At 47.5% G+C, this 20,369-nt stretch carries 18 protein-coding genes; 7 read left to right on the top strand and 11 right to left on the bottom strand.

Annotated elements, in window-relative coordinates; translation table 11 throughout:
- Window positions 1-36 precede the first annotated feature (36 nt).
- The 5 genes from OHJ21_RS03930 to OHJ21_RS03910 all read right to left on the bottom strand — a co-directional run bounded on the left by OHJ21_RS03930 (window position 37) and on the right by OHJ21_RS03910 (window position 7,388).
- A complete protein-coding gene (locus tag OHJ21_RS03930; protein ID WP_100536407.1) occupies window positions 37-930 on the bottom strand; it encodes a carbohydrate ABC transporter permease in 894 nt (297 codons plus the stop codon).
- A gap of 19 nt (window positions 931-949) precedes the next feature.
- The gene (locus tag OHJ21_RS03925; RefSeq protein WP_100536406.1) at window positions 950-1,903 is read right to left on the bottom strand and encodes an ABC transporter permease; all 954 of its coding nucleotides are present in this window, start codon (window positions 1,901-1,903) and stop codon (window positions 950-952) included.
- Window positions 1,904-2,238: 335 nt separating this feature from the next.
- Window positions 2,239-4,497, bottom strand: a complete 2,259-nt coding sequence (locus OHJ21_RS03920; RefSeq protein ID WP_486019323.1) for a helix-turn-helix domain-containing protein — start codon at window positions 4,495-4,497, stop codon at window positions 2,239-2,241.
- Between the two features lie 233 nt (window positions 4,498-4,730).
- Window positions 4,731-6,086: an MFS transporter gene (locus OHJ21_RS03915; protein ID WP_486020992.1), complete on the bottom strand. Its 1,356-nt coding sequence runs from the start codon at window positions 6,084-6,086 to the stop codon at window positions 4,731-4,733.
- 213 nt (window positions 6,087-6,299) lie between these two features.
- Window positions 6,300-7,388: a saccharopine dehydrogenase family protein gene (locus OHJ21_RS03910; protein ID WP_486019322.1), complete on the bottom strand. Its 1,089-nt coding sequence runs from the start codon at window positions 7,386-7,388 to the stop codon at window positions 6,300-6,302.
- Between the two features lie 234 nt (window positions 7,389-7,622).
- Here OHJ21_RS03910 and OHJ21_RS03905 point away from each other — a divergent pair, with 234 nt between their 5' ends.
- From OHJ21_RS03905 to OHJ21_RS03895, 3 genes are all read left to right on the top strand, one after another.
- Window positions 7,623-8,711, top strand: a complete 1,089-nt coding sequence (locus tag OHJ21_RS03905) for a LuxR C-terminal-related transcriptional regulator (RefSeq protein WP_326112884.1) — start codon at window positions 7,623-7,625, stop codon at window positions 8,709-8,711.
- Window positions 8,712-8,964: 253 nt separating this feature from the next.
- A complete protein-coding gene (locus OHJ21_RS03900) occupies window positions 8,965-9,585 on the top strand; it encodes a DUF1796 family putative cysteine peptidase (RefSeq protein ID WP_326112885.1) in 621 nt (206 codons plus the stop codon).
- A gap of 188 nt (window positions 9,586-9,773) precedes the next feature.
- A complete protein-coding gene (locus OHJ21_RS03895; protein ID WP_100536401.1) occupies window positions 9,774-10,586 on the top strand; it encodes a hypothetical protein in 813 nt (270 codons plus the stop codon).
- Window positions 10,587-10,663: 77 nt separating this feature from the next.
- On the opposite strand, the gene OHJ21_RS03890 is transcribed toward OHJ21_RS03895, so the two are convergent.
- Together OHJ21_RS03890 and OHJ21_RS03885 are read right to left on the bottom strand one after the other, a co-directional pair.
- On the bottom strand, window positions 10,664-11,254 hold the full coding sequence (locus OHJ21_RS03890) for a hypothetical protein (RefSeq protein ID WP_100536400.1): 591 nt from the start codon (window positions 11,252-11,254) through the stop codon (window positions 10,664-10,666).
- 173 nt (window positions 11,255-11,427) lie between these two features.
- On the bottom strand, window positions 11,428-12,264 hold the full coding sequence (locus OHJ21_RS03885) for a helix-turn-helix transcriptional regulator (protein ID WP_100536399.1): 837 nt from the start codon (window positions 12,262-12,264) through the stop codon (window positions 11,428-11,430).
- 122 nt (window positions 12,265-12,386) lie between these two features.
- Between OHJ21_RS03885 and OHJ21_RS03880 the strand changes: the two genes are divergently transcribed.
- Together OHJ21_RS03880 and OHJ21_RS03875 are read left to right on the top strand one after the other, a co-directional pair.
- Window positions 12,387-13,382, top strand: a complete 996-nt coding sequence (locus tag OHJ21_RS03880; RefSeq protein WP_486019321.1) for a Gfo/Idh/MocA family protein — start codon at window positions 12,387-12,389, stop codon at window positions 13,380-13,382.
- A gap of 23 nt (window positions 13,383-13,405) precedes the next feature.
- Complete coding sequence (locus OHJ21_RS03875; protein WP_100536397.1) at window positions 13,406-14,353, top strand: aldo/keto reductase; 948 nt, start codon at window positions 13,406-13,408, stop codon at window positions 14,351-14,353.
- A gap of 136 nt (window positions 14,354-14,489) precedes the next feature.
- Here OHJ21_RS03875 and OHJ21_RS03870 read toward each other — a convergent pair whose 3' ends face one another.
- The 4 genes from OHJ21_RS03870 to OHJ21_RS03855 form a co-directional block, all read right to left on the bottom strand.
- The gene (locus OHJ21_RS03870) at window positions 14,490-15,059 is read right to left on the bottom strand and encodes a DUF6022 family protein (RefSeq protein ID WP_486019320.1); all 570 of its coding nucleotides are present in this window, start codon (window positions 15,057-15,059) and stop codon (window positions 14,490-14,492) included.
- A 120-nt stretch (window positions 15,060-15,179) separates the two neighbouring features.
- Complete coding sequence (locus OHJ21_RS03865; RefSeq protein WP_326118018.1) at window positions 15,180-15,770, bottom strand: TetR/AcrR family transcriptional regulator; 591 nt, start codon at window positions 15,768-15,770, stop codon at window positions 15,180-15,182.
- Window positions 15,771-15,795: 25 nt separating this feature from the next.
- Window positions 15,796-16,251, bottom strand: coding sequence for a VOC family protein (locus OHJ21_RS03860; RefSeq protein ID WP_100536394.1), 456 nt, complete (start codon window positions 16,249-16,251; stop codon window positions 15,796-15,798).
- A gap of 129 nt (window positions 16,252-16,380) precedes the next feature.
- Complete coding sequence (locus tag OHJ21_RS03855; RefSeq protein ID WP_100536393.1) at window positions 16,381-16,701, bottom strand: hypothetical protein; 321 nt, start codon at window positions 16,699-16,701, stop codon at window positions 16,381-16,383.
- Window positions 16,702-16,834: 133 nt separating this feature from the next.
- Between OHJ21_RS03855 and OHJ21_RS03850 the strand changes: the two genes are divergently transcribed.
- Window positions 16,835-17,116 carry a GNAT family N-acetyltransferase gene (locus OHJ21_RS03850; RefSeq protein WP_100536392.1) on the top strand — a complete coding sequence of 94 codons (282 nt, stop codon included), beginning with the start codon at window positions 16,835-16,837 and terminating at the stop codon, window positions 17,114-17,116.
- A gap of 212 nt (window positions 17,117-17,328) precedes the next feature.
- Entirely contained in the window at window positions 17,329-20,343 is a 3,015-nt protein-coding gene (locus OHJ21_RS03845; RefSeq protein ID WP_486019319.1) for a PAS domain S-box protein, read from the top strand.
- The last annotated feature ends 26 nt before the right edge of the window (window positions 20,344-20,369 follow it).

Raw genomic sequence — 20,369 nt, 5'->3', positions numbered from 1 at the left:
TATATGGTTCATCATTGTGAAATTCCGGGCTTCCCGTTAACCCTTAACGGAGCCTATGAGCACACCTTTCATGAAAAAGCGCTGCATAAACGGATAGATGACGATAATCGGCAAGCTGGATACGATCATGACGGCATACTTGATGATGTCGGCAATTCGGGCTTGTTTGGCCATCGCTTCCATGTCATCTCCGGTCATCAGCATCGTATCGTTCATCTGATTCTGTACGAGTATTTCACGCAAAATTAATTGAAGCGGATACAAGCTGCGGTCCTTCAAGTAAATGATGGCACTAAAGTAACTGTTCCAGTGGGTCACCCCATAATAAAGGGCCATGACCGCGATGATTGGAGCAGAGAGCGGAAGCACGATTTTCAGAAACAGAACGGTATTGGAGCAGCCATCGATTTCGGCAGATTCCTGGAGCTCTTTCGGAATATTGGATTGAAAAAATGTGCGGCAAATAATCAGGTTATAAACTGCAACTGCATTAGGAATCAGCAGCGCCCACACGGTGTTCAGCATTCCAAGCCAGCTGACGAGCAGGAAAGATGGAATCAGCCCGCCTCCGAAAAACATCGTGAATACGATCAAACCCATCATGATCCCGCGGCCTTTCAAATCTTTGCGGGAGAGCGCATAGGCCCCTGGAATCGTAAACAACAGGTTGATGGCTGTTCCTGCAACCGTATACAAAATCGTGTTCAAGTAACCGGACCAAATCTCCGGATTTTGAAACACGCGCTGATACCCTTCAAACGTAATGCCTCTGGGATAAAGCCACATCGTCCCCTGATTCACATAGACAGGATCACTGATCGAGGCGCTGATTACGTATACGAGCGGGTATAAAACGATGATCAGGATGAAGAACAAAAATATGAAATTGATGATTTCGAACACTCTGTCCGATCTGAGTTTCCTATTCATGGTTGTCTTCCACCCTCCTCTACCATAGACTTGTCTCGTTTACCCTCTTGGCGATCCGGTTAACGGTAAGCAGCAGTATGAAATTAATGACCGAGTTAAACAAGCCAATCGCAGCCGAGAAGCTGAACTGGCCTTGCACAAGCCCGCTTCGGTATACGTATGTGGAGATAACGTCTGACGACTCCAGATTCAGTGGATTTTGCAGCAGGAATACTTTTTCAAACCCGACGGACATAAAACTCCCTACGTTCAGAATGAGCAAGATCACCATCGTAGGCAGGATGCTCGGAAGATTGATATGCCATATGCGCTTCATCCGGGTGGCTCCGTCGATCATCGCCGCCTCATGCTGCTGGGGATCGACTCCAGCCAGCGCCGCCAGGTAAATAATCGTCCCCCAGCCCATACTTTGCCATACACCGGAGAGTACGAACACAGATTTGAACCAGCCCGGTTCGCCCAGAAATTGTACAGGTTCTCCACCCAAAGCCTTGATGGCTAAATTGACTAAACCGGTTCCCGGAGACAGAAAGGCGATAATCATGCCACTCATGACAACTACGGATATAAAGTGAGGTGCATACGTTACGGTCTGCACCCACTTCTTGAATGCCCCGTTCTTCAGCTCATTGAGCGCTAACGCGATCAGGATCGGGATCGGAAACCCGACGATCATTTCATACAAGCTGATGCCAACCGTGTTCCGGATCAGATCCCAAAAATAATAAGAATCGAAAAAGCGCCTTAAATGCTCCAGACCCACCCAAGGGCTGTTCCATATCCCCGAACTGGGGGCATAATCCCTGAAAGCAATCTGCAGGCCATACAGCGGGAAATAATGAAATACAATGAAATAGGCCATCGTGGGCAGAACGAATAAATACAATTCCCAATTTTTGAGAACCGACTTCCATCCGTTTTTCCTGAGCCCGCGCCCCACCCTTTTGGTAGCATGCAGTGTCTTGGCTGTCATAACCCAACCAACCCCTTTCTCAAAATTGAACTGGCGAACCGCAGTTAATAAATCCCATGCTACCTGTTCGAATATGTAATCGTAAATCTGTAGAAATTGTTCTGTGGTTGTTACTCTTTACATTCCCTGCCGCGACAAGGCGGATCCATGTAAATTTGTCGTTCTTGCTCTGGATTGTCGATTCTTTACAATTCTGTACATCCTTCTTGATCAAGGCTTATCTTCTGCCCGACCCAAGCCTAATGGACAAAAAAAGCGCGTTCTCTCGAATCGAAGATTTCGAGTAGAAGCACGCGTTTTATCGAAAGGCTATACGAAGATTTATAGCTTTGTACTCACGAATACAGTTTCCGGTACTGTCCAAGCGTAATACCTTCTGTATTTTTAAATTTGCGCATGAAATTGGAGACGTCCGAATAGCCAACACTGGCAACAATATCTTTAATCGTCAGGTCGCTGTTCTTTAACAGCCGTTTGACCTCCTCCATGCGAAGAGGGGTAACATATTCGGTAAACGTATATCCCGTCTGGTCCTTCATGTAACGGCTGAAATAGGATATGGACATCTGGAAGTGATCGGCGATTTTCTCCAAACTCAGGTCATATTCCTGGTAGTGCTGCTCAATATATTGGAAAATCTCTGTTCCCATAGCGGTGTTCTTGCTTTCTTTATTGGCCTGCACATAATCGCATATGAGGTCGATGAGTCCGGTCATCCCCGCATCCAGTTGTTTCAAGGTCGTGAATTCCGCCAAATGGCTGCGATACTCTTGCGGAATACCCAGTTTCATTTCATTCATCGTTCTGAGAAACGTGTTGATCAGATCAAAACTCATGCAGCGGAAGTAAAACAAGGATACTTCTTTTCCTTCTAAATCATGCATGATGTTAGCCAGAGCGGTTTTGGCCGCTGTATCATTGCCCTGCTTCATGCTTTGCACAAGGCGGATTTGCTCTTCGATCGGGTACCATTCACTGCCTTCCTGCCACTCTGACATATCAGCGAAATATACGATCTCCCCTTTGCGAATTCGACCGCTTTGCTCCATAGCTGCAGTAGCTTCAATGTAAGACCGATTCACATGAATCAGCCCGGATACTGGGCTGCCCATACCGACCGTTGGCCGAAATCCGCAGCAATGCTCGAACAGCCGAGCAATTTCGTCTGCAATTTCCTCTTGGACTTGGCGCAGACATGATTCGTTGCAGCCCGTGCTAATCAGGATGGCGATGGACTGATCTGGTATGAGTTCTACTCCATACCCAACCGCATCTGTCATGGATATCTCGGACAGCAGCCGCAGCAGCTCTTCCCGGTTCTGCGTGGATATGTACTCACTCCCGTCCATGGGGATAACGGTCACAAAGCAGTTCTCTCCGGGAAGCGCCAAATTTTCCCTGGACAAAAAAGCTGTTGTCTCCTCCTCATCCTTGATCGAACCTAATATCAGTCGGACGAAAAACTGCTCCCGCACAATCGGACGCTGTTCATCGATTCTCTTCATCAGATCGCGCGTCGCCTGAACGGAATCGCGTATCAAGTCGAGTTCATTATGGAGGCTGTCATCGTTTCCATGCGTCCATACCTGTAAAGTCCGTACATAGTCTGCGATGTTCCGGATCGGACGGTATTGCCTAGTCGAAAGCAGTACAGCGATCAGAATCCCGAAGGCCACAACTGCAGCACAAATGAGTAATACAAAGGTCCGCATTTCCAGTACCCTTCCCAAAAACTGATCGGTTGGCATAACGATGACATAAGACCAACCCGTCAAATTTGATTTAGCCTGCATTAGAGAATAATGTTCGTCGCCTAGCTTGGCATCGTGAATGCCATCCTGGGTCTTGGAGACAAGTAACTGTTTGGCAGCCTGTTCCGTCAGGTCATTCTCGCGGCTCCTTGAAGCCAGAATGTTGTCCTTGGAATCCAAAATGTAAACGCTACCATAAAAGTCTCCTAAAATAGGACCCACCAGTTCGGTCAGCATCGATTCACGAATGAAGAAGCTAACCGTGCCGTAAGGCGATTGGCTATTGCGTGGAATCGGGAACATATACATCAGCACGTTTTGCTTCTGGCTGCTGCCCGAAACAGTAGTTTGGGTACGACGGATTTCAGGGATCTGAAGACGGCTCATTTCCTCGTCCAGCCGGATCCCGTCCAGGTCACTAAATCCGTACACCCGTTTCGCGAATGTATCGAACGAGTTGATTCCGGACGAAGTATACAGCCGCTCATCCCCATGGAAATAAAGCGCGACTTCATCGACAATCGTGTTATTTGCCTTATATTTGCCCAGCTCATCCACAACTTCAATTTCTTTGTATTTCCCGCTCTTCACTACGAATGGGGTTAGTTCGGAATCAATCGAAATCCTTGAAGCGGTGTTGTCCAGACCGCGTGCCAATAAGTCGAATGTATTCTTGACCTGGTTCAGCTTGTATACATTGGATGCCTCAATTTCACTTTTGAACCGTACGACCGCATTATAATACACGACACCGCTAAGTATAATGAACGGTATGGCAAAAATCAGTACATGCGACAGTAGAAATTGATAGAACAAGCGAGAATTGGTTCGTTTGCGCCTCATTGTTCTCCCCCAGTATTTAGTTATGGCAGCAAATTAGACTGGAATGCAGTTTTTCTTTAAATAATACAACTCCTTCCATTTATTATTCGTACAATATAGGCGTTATTGGTGAGTTAGTCAATACAGAAGTGGCAGCTAACCGTGACGTATAAATGGCTTATTACCCAAAAATCCCGATCTCTCCGCTGTTACAAGTGAGATCGGATTTTGGATCGCCAGTGTGCTTCTATGCTTTACATTCGTCTGCTTTTTTTCCCGATATAAACCAATGTGTAGATCACACTTCCAGCTACGATAACCAACGAAAACAGAAGCAGCAAGTTGCTGTATAAGTCTGCCTCAGCATTCCATACCATCGGAAGAAGCGGGAAATCCAGGAATCGTCTGGAAAGCAAACCTCCTACGATCGCAACTCCGATCCCCTCCGATAAGAAGCATGCAAAATTAAGCATTCCCATCCCTGCTCCCGCTTCTTTCTCTTTCAGAGCAGCGGAAACGACGGTTGAAATCACCGTCTTCACAAAAGAAAGGCCTCCAAATACAAAAATCAGCATGGCGGCAACAATCCAAGGTGATTGATCCGCCAGCATAGCTATGGTTAAAAAACCACCGATAATCATCAAGGATCCTATATAGAACACAAAATGATGACCTTTTTTATCGACGAGTATGCCCCCTAACATGCCAAACAGCATGACGCTCATGGCACCAGGGAATATAATACCCGCGCCAATCATGCCTGTTGACAGATGATGAACGCTTCTCATCAGATAAGGCACCATGGACAGAAATCCGGCAACCATGCCCAAAATGATGCAGCCCGTGATCGTTCCGGCGATGAACTTCTTCCTTACGAATAAATACGGTTCGATAAATGGATTTGAGGCACGCTTGATACGTGCGGCGAATAGTACGAGCGCTGCTAAACAGCCAGCCAGATACATCCACTGCTCATTGGTCGTAAATAAGGTAAATAGCACTACGCCAACGGAGAGCATAGCTGCTCCCGTAACATCCATGTTCCCTTTCCGTTTGGTTTCATCCGGCAGCACTTTTAAAAAGAACGGAATCGTTGCAAGCGTCATAAGAGGAAAAACAAACAACACGGACCAGTGCACATAATGGGCAACGACGCCTCCGATGACAGGCCCGATTCCTTCGCCCGTTGCAACCAGCGATCCTATAAGACCAAAAGCTCTGCCGCGAGATTTTGCATCGAAATAACGCACAATCATAACCATGACCAGTGCAGGGATGGCAGAGGCTCCCGCCCCCTGAATAAATCTTGCCGTAATCACAGCTGGCAAATAGGCATGCGCCGCTAATCCCAGCATAGACCCGCTGCCGTACGTTACGATGCCTATCATGAGCATTTTTTTGATCCCGTACAGATCCGATATTTTTCCGTACACAAACGAACCTATGGCGAACGACAGTATAAAGCCTGTATTGACCCAATTGGCAGTCGATGGCTCCACATGAAATTGCCTGGCGATATCCGGTAGTGCCACATTAAACACCGTTTCATTCAAAACGCTGAAAAATACCAAAAGTCCCAGCCAGGCAAACGCGCCTTTCACATTTGTAATCCGTAATTTTTGACTTGGTTGAGTAATCTCTTCCACTTGGTAGTTGCCCCCATAAAATTAGGGGAATACGCAGTTTATAGGGTCAATGATGCGATTTCCCTCAAATTTTGTACCCAAATCAACGCTTTTTGCCGCATGTAATAATCCTCCTTAGAAATTTCTAATCTTTAATATAACATACGGTTTAGGAAAATTTGTAATCCGTGAATTTCCCTAAATAATCCCCCTCTCCCCATCCCGCCATACCTCCACGCTAACCTCTTTCTCCAGCCGGTCCTTCATACTCGCTAATTCAAACACTTGTTCAATATGGAACACCCCGCACGCCATTTTCCCACTGTACACAGCATCCGCAACCATCGCCGCTACCCTAGCCGTTAATTTGGACTGGTCCCGCCCGACCAGCAAGCATTCAACCGTACTGCTGTTGCCCTGGCGCTTACCCTGGGCTTCAACTTTTAAAGCAACATCATCGGATCCCATTTGTATATTCATAAAAGCTTGGACGGCAGCTTTCCGTATCCATTTCACTTTAAGCAGATGGTACAGACCGGATGAACGGAATCCTGCCAGTATGGAAGTTAGAGGGGAAGAATCAAAACCCAACCGGGTCGACACGTTTGGGACTTCCAAGGTGTGAGGCAATGTCGATTGATCCGAGAACGGGAATCGATATACGGGTTTACGTCTTATTTTTCCGCCAAAATGAACCGCCCTTCCCTCCGAGAAACTCGCAACCGTCCTTAGGCGATGGTCCTCCATCACCTGAAAGTTGGACAGGAGATTGTCCACAGTCCACTCTACGGCAGCCTTGCCGTGCCGATCCCCTAAACCCAGCATAATCGAGATATCAATCGACTCTGTTACATCCAGACCTTTGCTCGCCCAACTCGCCATTAGATTGGTTAACCCTGGGGCCAGTCCTACACTCAGAATGGCTGTCGATCGGGATTCCTCTGCTGCCCCCCTCCACTTCGACACTTGATTCAAAAATTCGGCTTTGGCCGATATATCCACGTAGTTGGTCCCGCTCCGGATGCAAGCCCCGACCCAGGCATCGTCCGCCTGATCCAGGCACATGACCACGAGTCTGATCCGTTCCCACTCACTCTCCATGACCGGCTGCTCCATATCCAATCGCATAGGGAGCACCTTTCCGCCTGTTTCCCGACTGAAACGTTCGGCTCGCTCCAAATTTCTTCCTGCAGCGTATACAAGTCCGGGATACTTCTCCCCTAACTCCTCGCATAGGATCCTTCCTACATGCCCATATCCGCCTACAACCACAATTCGTTCCTTCATGATGCTTCCTCTCCATCTCTAAAAAATTCTATATAAGTAACAGTCCAGTTCAAACTCGATAATCCTCAGTATAAGTCCTCCTTTATTTCAACATGGTGCAAAGGTGCAGATCTCTTTCATTCCTTCTCCATTCATGACATAATAAGAATCATTCTCAATTATAAGGATAGAGAACGATAACCCTATCCCATAAATGTGGGGTTTTTCTTAGACTGATGGTGCAGGTGACTCCATATGGACACGCAACTTAACAGCTTATTAAATAAAATAACAGCGCTTGGCGGGGCTTTATCAACTTCCCAGACCTACCGGAGCAGACTCATCAAGCAATTGCGCAGCTGGATTCCTTTCAAATCGGCTTGCTTTACGACGGTAGATCCACGCACATTGCTCTCGACCGGTGCGATAACGGATGAAGACATTGAGGCAATCCATGATGGCCTGTTCAAGTACGAATATCTGCACAGCGATTACAATCACTTTCATGAACTGGTAAACTCCACGGAGAAGGTGGCAACGCTAAGCGGGGCTACGAACGGGACTATGAGCAAAAGTCCTCGCTATCTGAACGTGCTGAAGCCGGCAGGCCTTCATGACGAGATGCGTGCCGCCTTGGTAGCGAACGGCATGTGCTGGGGATTTCTAACCATTTTCCGTCAGGAGGGCCAGCCCTTTTTTAGCGAGGAGGAACGGCAGCTTCTCTCTTCCCTGGCGCCATTCATGGCGGTCATGCTACGTGATCGAAGTCTTCCGCGATCCACTGTCACTGTAGATGGAATGGATCCTATGCCTGAGCCTGGTTTATTGCTGCTGTCCGAAACGCTTGATATTCTTTCTTATAACGCTGCTGCACGGCAGTGGATGTCATTGCTCCAGGATGCAGAGGGATTGGATGCCGCTTCACTCCCCCGCCCGCTGCGGGCAGTCTGCTTCCGGGCTTTGTCCGAGAACGACCGAGGAACGGTCTATTCAACGAGTGCCCATACTCGCGTCAGGCTGAGAGACGGATCCTTTGCCAGCATACGGGCAAGTTTTCTGCATGGCCCTGATGCTCTTACCAAGCTTGCCGTAACGCTTGAGCCTGCCAATACTACGGATATGCTGCCGCTAATCTCGGATTCGTTAGGATTAACGGAACGCGAGAACGAAGTGATCAGCGGTATTCTGCGAGGATTGTCCACCAAGGAGCTTGCTCAATCGCTGTTTATCTCCCCCTACACGATTCAGGATCATCTGAAGTCCATTTTTATCAAAACCGGCGTCAACAGCCGAAGGGAATTAATATGGCAGCTTCATTCAAAATATAGCCTGAGTCCTTCATAATGGGGTCGTTTTTCTTTCTTCGGGCAGACATCCATTCCCGAAAATATAAATATATGAAAAACGAAGCGCGCTTTCCTTATTCGTGCTTCGTTTTTTTTGTGCGGCACCCTCTGCTCAAAGTATCAGCCCCTTCTGCCGTAAGCTTAAACGGTGGCTGGCCTCTGCTCTCCACACCTACCATGGTCACTACTCCATACCAACTCTATCTATTTGCATAGGATATCTAATGATAGATTCAAGGAGGTCTGGAAGCATGACAACCCCTATGGAGTTTGATGCCATTTTCAGTCTGGGTCACAACTGTCAGGTTGCCGCCCAGCTAAGAAGAAACAAGCTGCGTCATGCAGCGGGTCCGTTGGACTGGTTCAACTTCGCTTCGACACACGAGTTTTGTAAAGTCATTAAACATCAATTCAGCGATTTCATGCTCCGGGATAACCTGGTCATATATGGTAAATCGGTAAACTGTTACTATGTACGAGACAAACGATCTTCCTGTTTATCCTTCCATGATTTCAAGAACAACCCGGAGGAGCGGCCGTTATATGACTACCCCGTTTTTCGCGAACGGCTGAATCGAAGAATCGAGCGCTTTAACCGCAACTTGAATTCTGAACAAAAGACTCTGCTCGTGCGGATCATCCCGCATAAAAAGGATGCTGAGACGATTGATCAGGTTATTCGTGAAACCTACTCCAATCCGAACGTAACCCTGTTATTTGTCATGCTTAGCAGCAGTCCGAGTGTTGTAACCCTTCCCTCATTCTCGGATCTGGTGCTCATCAAGCAAATACCGAAAGGACCCACATGGGAAGGAGATTTGGAGGCTTGGAAGACTATTCTTGGAGAATTTTCGCTCATTTCAGGGGAATAAACGTTTGACAAAACCAAAATTTTCCTGTATATTTACAAAAAAGTGAATCGGAGCTCTTACGAAGGAAGCACCCGTAAGTCTGGCGTTTAACAGCGCCTTTCTACGGGTGCTTTTTGTCGTGAGTCCGGTCATCCTGTCATGATGCGCTTACCGCTAATGATGATTATTATTTTTAAGGAGAGATGTTTATGTTTAGAAGATTACTGACTTCATCCCTTGTCATGGCACTATTTCTCACTTTAATTCCCATGCCTTTCGCAAATGCGGCCGCGATTGAGTTCACCGATACGGTTCAAGCCCAATTGAATGCCACGGCGGACCGGGCCGGCGGAACTGTTCGTGGGAAGCTAATCAAACAGTACGATGATTTTAAATCCGAACGAAAGGAGGCGATGGATTGGGACGATCGAATCTCATCCCTTCGTTATGCCAATGAAGCCAAAGCTTCGGAAACCCGCAAAAGAATCAGCGAAATCGATAAGGACAAAATCCGCAAGCTGGAAGATCAGCTCCAAGCAGCCAAAACCAAGTACCAGCCGCTGTTTAACACCTATACCGCTCTCAATAAGCAAATCGCCGCTGCTAAAAAACTCAAAGACAAAACACTCTCCAAGATGCTGCAGTCACAGGCCGGTGGCATGAAACTCCTGGTTACCCTGGGACGTGAGGATATTAGAAATAAGCAGGCCGCCCTTACGGCAGCCAAGAAAGAGAAAACTTCCAAAGCGGCAAAGGTCCGCACTATCCTCTCCGAGATTGAATCCTACAAAAGCAAGATCAAGGGCGATAAAAGCGCAATCTCTACACCGAATAAACTGATGACAACCGAGTGGAAAAATTTCAAAACCGCAGTAAAGGCCAATGAATCGGCCAGAATCAGCGATACCCTTTCCAGGCTGTTGACGCTCTCCGGTCAGATCCTGACGAAAAAGAAAAGCATTTACAGTCACGAACAAAAAATCGAGTCTATCATTGCACGTGCAAATGCACAATTAAAATAACGATTCAAGAATCTCTCGATACAAAAAATAACTTCTGCCGAGGGCAGAAGTTATTTTTCGATATGCAACAAGTCAACTCAACTTGAAGCCGTTTGTAACGGGTATTGGAATCCAGCCAACCTGGATTGATCCAGCAATGGATAGTCATATAACATGCCTTCGTAAACAACCTCGAACGCCGGATGCTGAAAGAAATCATTCGGAGTTACTGCGGAGGAAGGGCGATCCCATAGATGGATTCTGCTTTGCTTCATCGCTTCCGCTACGAATTGTGAGCAGAAGTAGGATCTTTCTCTCGTAATATCAAGTCTCATCAGAACGCCGAACATACCGATGAGATTGTACCCGTAAGCATCCTCTTCATCCTTATAATTTTGAATCACGCGTCTTGCCGCCTCAAATTGCTCCCTTGTGATCTGGAGACGGAGCAGAGCGCAGCGCGTGCCAGGAAAGTGACGGAAGGTCCCTTCGTATACATCTTCCTCCACAAATCCTCCAACCCAAGGATTGTTGGCGCATTTGCGGCCGAAACTGAACACTTCGTTCAAATTCTCGTCCAGCGCCAGCGAAGCATGATTATAGGGCGCTGCCGTAATTCGTTTGATCAGTTTCGTAAACATCGTACCCGTATCAGTCAGTAGAACATATATATTTTGGTTATTGGACATTTGGCTTTCCCCCACATACATTGATTACATATTTCATTGAATCCGGATTTCGTCAAATCCTTCGTTAATTCCATTGTAGTAGAGGCAAGCCGTTTCCATAACCGACTATAGGTGTGAATAGAACCTGGACCTAAGTCGAGTTCTCACCTGACCTTGCGACATGAACCCCCTAACTATACCCCATATAAGCGACGATAGGAAGATGGCGTCATGCCTTCATGCTCCATAAATCGCTTGTTAAAGTAACTGACACTTGGATAGCCCGCTTCTACTGCAATTTGTCCGATGGTTTTTTCTTTATGGTCGAGCAGCCACTGCTTTGCCATCTGGAGACGGCAGCGCGTTACAAAATCCATCGGAGTCATCTCCATGACATTGCGGAATAATTTGCAGAAATAGTAAGTGGTTACGCCGAGTCTGTCCGCCCACTCTTCCAAAATAAACGGCTGTGCCGCTTCCTGCTGCATAATCGGCAGCAGTTCAAGAATCCGGTTGGCGGAGTTGTTCGATTTATTGTCCGATAATGCGGACGCCTGCTCCACGAATACCGCTAACAAGGAATACGTAAGCGTGGATAATTGCGCAGGCTTAAGCATCCGGTGGGTCTCCGCCTCACTTAACAGCGCTTCATGCGCTTCCTCAAAAGCAGACGGCTGCCGAATGCTCCAAAGCTGGCTTTTATGAAATCCGCGTTCGATGAAATAGTTCTGCAGACCGCTGCCATAAAAGTGAAACCACCGTACATCCCACGGATCGTCCTCGCTTGTGTAATAACGCTGTGCCTGCATAGGAAAATACAGCACGGCTTCACCTGGGCCAAGCGTATGGACTACATTTTCGATTTCAACATACCCTTTACCGGAAGCCACATAGTGAATATTGAAATTGTTTAAAGACCCGGCTGCCCGCGTAACCGTATGGTCCGGTTCATCCCGGTAAATTCCCACCGATTCGGGCAGGCAGAAGAACGGCATTTGCGGAAGGGTCAGCAGATGACTTTGTCGTTTCATCATAATACTCCTCGAATGACAATATTGTTGTATTAGACTACAAAATAATATTATATCAATTTTATTTCTTGTCTTTTATAATCGCAATATAATCTTAATAAGTTGTATAGGAGCTGATGAACATGACTCAAAAACTTCGTTGGGGAATCCTTGGCTGCGCCAGCATTGCCAAACGCTCGGTCATACCTGGTTTACAGCAATCCCGTCTCAATGAAGTCGTTGCCATTGCCAGCCGCGATCAGGAAAAAGCAGCGCAAACGGCAGAGGAACTGAATATACCGAATGCATACGGCAGTTACGAGTCCTTGCTCGAGGATTCTTCCATAGATGCTATCTATATTCCGCTCCCTAACCATCTACATAAAGAATGGAGCATCCGTGCGGCGGAAGCCGGTAAACACATTCTATGCGAAAAACCGCTTGCGCTGACGGAAGCAGAAGCAGCTGAAATGGCAGAAGCAGCAGCTAAGGCCGGGGTAGTACTGGCCGAAGCCTTTATGTATCGCTATCACCCGCGGTATGACTTGATGAAGGAAATGATCAACGCCGGTGCCATCGGGGATATTCGGGGCATTCGCAGCGCGTTTACCTTCAACAGCTCAGCCAATCACGGCAATGTCCGTTTCCGCAAGGATTGGGGCGGCGGCTCGATTTATGATGTCGGCTGTTATCCGATCAATGCCGCGCGGATCCTGCTGAATAAAGAGCCGGAAGCTGTTACCGTTCAAGCTTTCTTCTCACCTGAGCATGACCATGTCGACATGATGGCATCCGGATTAATCGAATTTGAAGGCAATGTCGCTCTGACATTTGATTGCGGAATGTGGGCGGCGTATCGCAACCCTCTTGAAATTGTAGGCACGGATGGCCTGATTGAAGTCCCTTACGCATATAGCCTGCCTGAGGACGGAGCGAACTTCATCTTAACGACAGGCGAAGGACGTAAAGAAATCGAGGTTCCTCGTGCAAACGCATACAGTGAACAAGGTGATCATATGGCCGAAGCTATTTTGAACAACAAACCCCTCCGCTACTCCGCAGAGGACGCCATTCACAACATGAAAGTCATTGACGCTTGCCTGCAATCTGCCCATGAACGGAAGCGAATTGTATTGTAATTACACCCAAGGAGGATATGAATATGAAATATATATCAATCAAGGGATTAAACAAACCCGTCTCAGCACTAATGAAAGGAACGGACTACTTCTATCATGATTCGTACGAGAAAGCTGCCGCCAATATGGATGCTTACCTTGCGATCGGCGGCAATTCCGTTGATACCGCCCACATCTACTGTGGAGGTCAAAGCGAAGAAGTCATCGGCAGATACATGCAGGAAAGAGGTAACCGGGATCAGATCGTCATCCTGACCAAGGGTGCCCATCATGATCAGAACGGCCCGCGCGTGAATAAAAAAGATATCAAGAGTGACATCACAACGAGCTTCGAAAGACTGCAAACGAATTTCATCGATCTGTACGCTCTTCACCGTGACGATCCTGAGGTTCCGGCAGGTGAAGTTATTGAGGCCCTGAACGAATACATTGCCGATGGCAGTGTGGGTGCCATTGGGGTATCCAATTGGACATGGGAGCGCATCCGGGATGCCAATGCCTACGCTGAAGCGAATGGACTGGTCGGTTTCTCCTTCAGCAGCCCGAATCTCAGTCTGGCCAAGCCAAACGAGCCGTTCTGGAAAGGCTGCGTCTCAGCCGATGCAGAGACGATTGCGTGGCATGAGGCCGAGCAGTTCCCGCTGTTCTCCTGGTCTTCTCAAGCGAGAGGATTCTTCACCGGACGATTTACGCCGGAAATTCGAGATAATGCGGATCTTGTGCGGGTATTCTACAGCGATGCGAACTGGGAGCGATTAGAGCGCGCCAAACAACTGGCCGCAACGAAGAATGTGACAGCCATACAGATCGCGCTCGCTTACGTGCTGAACCAGCCATTCCCGACCTGTGCGCTGATCGGTGCGCAATCAGCCGAAGAATTAAAATCCTGTGATGAAGGTTCAACCATCCAGTTGACAAGGGAAGAAATAGACTGGTTAGACCTAACGATCGATCAGTTGTCTACAATCTAAATGTTAAAAGCGCCTTGTGCCAGGATAATTCCATCCTGCTCAAGGCGCTTTTTATAGGCTAATGTACCGTCTGAAACCCATCGCTAGGACGAAGCCATCTCCTTGATCGGTAGAATCCGCGCTGATGAGTAACTTCCTACTCCTGCAAACTCCGAAGATATGCTTCATATTCAACCGTAAACTCGAGCGCTTCCTTAAAATCCGGGGACTTGAGCGAAAGGGCTGCGACGACTTCCTCTTTTCCTGTCTCATGCAAGGCTAGGATACGAGGCTGCCTTGGGACGCGAAACTGGGTATGATCGTGATATACGATGGTGACGATGGTGCCAAGCGGCTCCTTCTCGGTTGAATAAACCGTGCTCCACATCCAGCGCTGCTGGTCCGTCCCTTCCGGGCTTCCCCATTCTCTTGAAATGTCAAAGTTCCCCGGGAAATTAGGTTCAGGACGTATTCCCAGCTCCTTGAATTGTCTATGAATCGGCAAGAATAATAGGTTCAAAAACGTCCCATACGCTGCATCTCCACCCTCGTTGTATGCCCGCATCAGTTTTTCATGATTTACGGTAAGTACGGTTTGCCAGTTTCGTTCAATGTATTTGGAAACATAGCTTCCGATGGCTTCGATGGGATGATCTTGATGATCTTGGTGCTCTTGATGATCTTGGTGCTCTTCCAAAAATTCCTGCAGCGGTTTCATTGGTTTCATGGTTTACCCCTTCCCATTTCATGGATTTTTTGATGTACCTCTCCAGCTTACAACATGGGTGCAAATTGTAAGGTTTGTAGGATAACCAGCCCATATTAGGGGTAAACCTTATCATGTACTTTAGTCTCTTACCCTGAACCCTTGTAACATACCGGCAATCACATCCATCGTTTCCTCGAGGCCTATATCGGTTTCCGGCATTTGAGCGACCCAGAGCGAGCATTCGTTTAATGCGCCGGACAAGGCATGGGTCATAGCATCAACAGGAATTCTTTTCATAATCCCCTGTTCCTGCATCAAGGTTAACTGCTCCCGCAGATGACTCATCGAATGCAGCTCGTCCATTTCTCGCCAAGATTCCCAGCCTACGACACTTGGACCGTCAATGAGCATAATCCGCTTATTCTGCGGTTCGACCACGGCTGCAACAAAAGCCCGGCAGCCAAACAGGAGCTGCTCCCAAGGATCCTCGGAGCTATCTGCTTCCGTCTCGACGCGCTGCGCTATTTCCGATTGTACTAATTCAAGCACAGCCAGGAACAAACCTAGTTTATTCTTAAAGTGATGATACAGTGCGCCGCGGGTAACTTTAGCTTCGTCGGCAATCTCTTCCAGTGCCGCATTGGCGTAGCCTTTTTCCGTAAATTGGGTTCTGGCTACCTTCAGCAGCAGCTGTATTGTCTCGTTGGTTTCGCTTTTGCTTCTTCTCATATTTCGCTTTGTTCCCCCCTATGCATCATTCTCCGGGGTCAACCCCGTTTGGTGACCACACTTCTTCATTATACTGCTCGAGAAAGGCCTGGGAAGGCGGAATAATCTTGATCATGTCAATCAGTACCCCATTCGGGTCACTAGTAATAAAATGCCGCTGACCAAATTCTTCGTCCCGCATATCCTGATGAAGCTGCAGCTTTTCGTGGATGACCAGCCTTTGGTACTCGGCATCCACATCCTCCACCTCGAAATTCAGAATCAATCCCTGTACAGGTTTCTGAAAAGCGGACGGTACCGTGGGATGGTCTTTGGACAAGATGGCCATTTCATAAGCGCCTTGTCCTTCGTCACCCTTCTTCAGGCTTACATACCAATCCGCTTCAAAAACAATCTCAAAACCAAACAACCGTGTGTAAAAGTCTGCGCTTTCGGCAATCTTCTCAGTCATGATCACGGGATAAAATCCTTGCAGCTTCATATGGAAAACATCTCCTTCTATAATGGGATGCATCCAATTTAACATACATACAGTTTGTATGTAAACATGTTTTTAAAACTTACCATAAAAAAAAAGAACCTGCTGATCGGACCGCAGGTTCTTCGTTTGCTACCACAACAAGCTAACGGCCAATAGATTGAACAATGCTAACGGCAATATGACATTAGGATTGGGCCCGTATGGCACAAATGGAGGGTATCCCGGGAAGAAACCTCTGTTCCCTTGTTCTACAAGAATGTACACATTCTTTGCATCCACATTAATGACGATACCTTCAATGGCTTCATCATCCATCGTATGCACTCTTACCTTGCGATTGACTACGTTTTTCATGGCCGAATGGGCGCTTTCTCTATGTTTCTTCATGGAATGTACCAACTGGTGGTCGCATTGAAACAGCATTTGGGGTTGGGTTGAATAATGGCTCATAATGCTCCTCCTTCATTCTCTTCTATTCGCATTGTATGCAAATGTCCCGTCAAGGGTGTTTGCCTATCTGAAATCCGTTTAATGCATAGCGGATACGGGTATAGTACAACCAGATGAAGGAGGGTTAAACACCATGGACAAACGAAATATACAGACAAAGCCCGGAAGCTTTTTTATTGAAGATAACGGAAAAAAGGTAGCCGAAATCTCCTACTCACCTCAAGGAAACGGAGTGATTAGTATCGATCATACCTATATTTCACCCGGCCTGCGAGGCCAAGGAATCGCCGACGAACTCGTTCGAAAAGTAATAGGACACGCTCGGGAAGAAGATTTGAAAATCATCCCCGTTTGCTCCTACGCCGGACATTATTTTGACAAAAACGTCGAAGATCGTGTACTGCTGCACAAATAACAAACGATGATTAAAACAACATATGGCATTAGGAATCGGATGTACCCGTAAGGTTTAACTCGCCAGCCATAAGAAAGCTCCTCTTATCGGTTGGCTTTTACGCGCCATTATTTCCAAGTTCAAATGTAACGTTGGTATTTTCTATTGCGATAGAGTGATCCTATCCTCTATGATCAAATGGTATAGCTTAAGTTAGGGAGGCAACTATAATCATGAGGCAAACAGCGGAACATTGGGTCTGGGAACAGATGTTTGATAACTTGCCTATTGGGGCAATCCTGATTTCTGCGGTTGACGAGCCTGTGGCCAAGGTTAATGATCGTTTTTGCGAACTTATCGAATCCAAACGTTCAGATCTGCTTCAGCTCAAACCTTCCGAAATCCAAGTTCTATCCAACTTATCGATTCAACAAACATTACAATCATTGACATATGACCTAACGTCCACGATCAAAAAAAACTCTTACTTTATCCGCCGTGACGGAAATCAAGTTCAAGTCTCTGTGACGATTTCCCTGTTGAACCATCCCGCCCCTGGAGAGGCTCCATGGATTTTATGCTGTATTGAACCAGGGACCGTACAGGAGGAGTCGTCTTTGCCGCCGACCATTAAGAATGATGAGCTGCTTGCACTCATCTCCAAAAGCGGACAAGATCTTATATCCATTAGCAACGCCGACGGCATCATCGAATACATCTCACCTTCTGTAACGGAAATCCTCGGATACACCCAAGAGGAAATGACGGGCCAATGCCGGATCGATTACTATCATCAGGTTGATTCCGAGCAAATGAAAGAACCGGGCAAACTATTCTCAGAGGAAGATAGTTTCGTTCGACGCATACGCCATAAGGACGGGCATTATTTATGGTTTGAAACGTCTTTCCAGCTGGTACGGGGAGCGCAAGGCGAGGTTACCAAGGTCCTGGCCATTGGACGAAATATTACCAAACGCAAAACGGATGAGGATACGCTGGCGCATGCGCAGCGGATTGCCAAGATTGGTTCCTGGCGTTGGGACTTGATTACGCATACGCTAACCTACAGCGATGAAATGAGGCGAATTTACGGGTATCAGATCAGTACTACCGAGCCAAACCATAACACGCTGCTGTCATTGGTCGTTCCGGAGGACCGCGAGCGGCTGGAGGCGGAATTGAGCAGAGCCATTCTAGGGAAAGCGAATGAAATCATTTACCGGATCCAGCTTCAGGACGGGCAAATCCGAACGATTCGAGCTCAATGGGAAGTCTCCGTTACGAACCAAGGCAGACCGATGGAGATGGTCGGCATGGCCCAGGATATCACCGAGCAGGTGCTGATTGAACAGCAGTCGCTGGAGAATGAAAATAAGTACAAGCTCATAACCGAAAATTCCCTTGATTTCATATCGAGCAGCACCATAGGCTGTTCCACGTTTCTTTATTGTTCACCTTCCTGTTATTCTCTGCTTGGATATCGTCCGGAGGAGATGGTTGGCACCAGTATATTCGATTACGTATACGCTGAGGATATCATCCCGCTCCAGGACTATTTCAAGAATTGCCTGGACGGCAAATCGCTCACACCCATTACCTTCCGTTATATACATAAGGATGGCAGGCACATCTGGTTTGAAGTCAATTGCAAGTACATTGGCACGCAGGACGGCCAAAAGAACGAAATCATTTCGATTGCCCGCGACATTTCCGAGCGAAAGATGATGGAATTTAAACTTAAAGAAAGCGAGCAGCGATATCGTTCTCTATTTGAATATAATCCGTCGGCGGTATACTCCCTGAGTTTGGATGGCGACTACTTAACGGCCAATCAGAATTTGCAGGAGCTGACGGGATATTCCCTGGACGAGCTGATCGGAATGTATTTCGGACCGATTGTAGCGGAAAATGACATGGCTCGAACGTTGTATCATTTTAATCAGGCGACAGAAGGCATACCGCAGAGCTATGATCTGACGATAATTCATAAGGATGGACATCCCATCAACATCAATACCATCAACATCCCGATTTTCGTGGATGACGAAGTGGTCGGCGTCTATGGCATTACCCGGGACATTACCGAGCGCATGCGAACCATGGAAGAGATTAAGAAACTTAGCCGCGAGCTCACTCTTTTGCTGAATACGGTATCCGAAGGCATTATCGGGCTGGACATTCACGGACATGTCGCTTTTATCAATCCGGCAGGCGCAGCGATGCTGGATTATGAACCGGCCACCACCATCGGAAGACCTTGCGACCAGATTATCAAAGAAATTCGCCATGACGGCACTTTTTATCGGGGGGATGATTCACCGCTTGTTCGGGCCGTCAAACAAGGCGTACCGCTGTCCAGAGCCGAAATTGTGCTTTGGCGAGGCGACGGAACCAGCTTTCTGGCAGATTATCAGGTCAACCCAATCTGGGATCAAGGAGAGCGTAAAGGCGCCGTTATGGTGTTCCGTGATATCACCGATGAGAAAGAGATCATCCGGGCGAAGGAGAATGCCGAACGGGCAGATCAAGCGAAAACGGAGTTTCTGACCATGATGAGCCACGAACTCCGTACACCCATGAACGGCATCATCGGTATGATTGAGCTGTTAAGAACGACCGAGCTTGACGAGGACCAACAGAATTATACCGATATTTTGATGGAGAGCAGCAGTTCGCTGCTGCACATCCTGAACGAGATCCTCGATTTCAGCAAAATCGAGACCGGCAATATGACCCTCATTCACGAACCGATCGACTTACGTTCCTTGCTTGAAATCGTCGTTGATTTATTTTCGGCCAAAGCCAAAGAAAAAGGATTAACGTTATCCTGCAGCATCAACAGCTCCACGGTTCCCGATGTGATCATCGGCGATGCCCTGCGGCTGCGGCAAGTGCTTGTTAATCTTATCAGCAATGCTATCAAATTCACCCATGAGGGCAGCATCGTGATGAGTGTCGAGGGACTGCGCAGGACGGGCACCCATGAATTCACGCTTGCTTTTCAAGTAAGGGATACGGGAATTGGCATCCCTGCTGAACAGCAGCATCAGCTGTTCACCTCCTTCTCGCAGCTTCATCCATCCTTGAATCGCAAATACGGCGGTACGGGATTGGGGCTGGCAATCAGTAAAAAACTGGTTGAGCTGATGGGAGGGGTCATCGGCGTCGAGAGTCGTGAAAACATCGGTTCCTCCTTCTACTTTACGATCCCGACCCATACGCTGCATGATGATATCACGGACAAATAAGCTTCGGTTTCACTCCAATATCCTCC

Origin of the sequence: Virgibacillus sp. LDC1 (genome assembly GCF_025792345.1) — a bacterium.
In the GTDB taxonomy this organism is placed as follows: domain Bacteria; phylum Bacillota; class Bacilli; order Paenibacillales; family Paenibacillaceae; genus Paenibacillus_AQ; species Paenibacillus_AQ lautus.
The sequence above is the reverse complement of the archived record's forward strand: the minus strand, read 5'-3'. Positions and strand labels throughout refer to the sequence as shown.

Excerpts from the sequence above, each read along its gene's own strand:
- OHJ21_RS03930 (WP_100536407.1), bottom strand. The coding sequence starts at position 930 with ATGAATAGGAAACTCAGATCGGACAGAGTGTTCGAAATCATCAATTTC.
- OHJ21_RS03925 (WP_100536406.1), bottom strand. The coding sequence starts at position 1,903 with ATGACAGCCAAGACACTGCATGCTACCAAAAGGGTGGGGCGCGGGCTC.
- OHJ21_RS03920 (WP_486019323.1), bottom strand. The coding sequence starts at position 4,497 with ATGAGGCGCAAACGAACCAATTCTCGCTTGTTCTATCAATTTCTACTG.
- OHJ21_RS03910 (WP_486019322.1), bottom strand. The coding sequence starts at position 7,388 with ATGAAGGAACGAATTGTGGTTGTAGGCGGATATGGGCATGTAGGAAGG.
- OHJ21_RS03905 (WP_326112884.1), top strand. The coding sequence starts at position 7,623 with ATGGACACGCAACTTAACAGCTTATTAAATAAAATAACAGCGCTTGGC.
- OHJ21_RS03900 (WP_326112885.1), top strand. The coding sequence starts at position 8,965 with ATGACAACCCCTATGGAGTTTGATGCCATTTTCAGTCTGGGTCACAAC.
- OHJ21_RS03895 (WP_100536401.1), top strand. The coding sequence starts at position 9,774 with ATGTTTAGAAGATTACTGACTTCATCCCTTGTCATGGCACTATTTCTC.
- OHJ21_RS03890 (WP_100536400.1), bottom strand. The coding sequence starts at position 11,254 with ATGTCCAATAACCAAAATATATATGTTCTACTGACTGATACGGGTACG.
- OHJ21_RS03885 (WP_100536399.1), bottom strand. The coding sequence starts at position 12,264 with ATGAAACGACAAAGTCATCTGCTGACCCTTCCGCAAATGCCGTTCTTC.
- OHJ21_RS03880 (WP_486019321.1), top strand. The coding sequence starts at position 12,387 with ATGACTCAAAAACTTCGTTGGGGAATCCTTGGCTGCGCCAGCATTGCC.
- OHJ21_RS03875 (WP_100536397.1), top strand. The coding sequence starts at position 13,406 with ATGAAATATATATCAATCAAGGGATTAAACAAACCCGTCTCAGCACTA.
- OHJ21_RS03870 (WP_486019320.1), bottom strand. The coding sequence starts at position 15,059 with ATGAAACCAATGAAACCGCTGCAGGAATTTTTGGAAGAGCACCAAGAT.
- OHJ21_RS03865 (WP_326118018.1), bottom strand. The coding sequence starts at position 15,770 with ATGAGAAGAAGCAAAAGCGAAACCAACGAGACAATACAGCTGCTGCTG.
- OHJ21_RS03860 (WP_100536394.1), bottom strand. The coding sequence starts at position 16,251 with ATGAAGCTGCAAGGATTTTATCCCGTGATCATGACTGAGAAGATTGCC.
- OHJ21_RS03855 (WP_100536393.1), bottom strand. The coding sequence starts at position 16,701 with ATGAGCCATTATTCAACCCAACCCCAAATGCTGTTTCAATGCGACCAC.
- OHJ21_RS03850 (WP_100536392.1), top strand. The coding sequence starts at position 16,835 with ATGGACAAACGAAATATACAGACAAAGCCCGGAAGCTTTTTTATTGAA.
- OHJ21_RS03845 (WP_486019319.1), top strand. The coding sequence starts at position 17,329 with ATGAGGCAAACAGCGGAACATTGGGTCTGGGAACAGATGTTTGATAAC.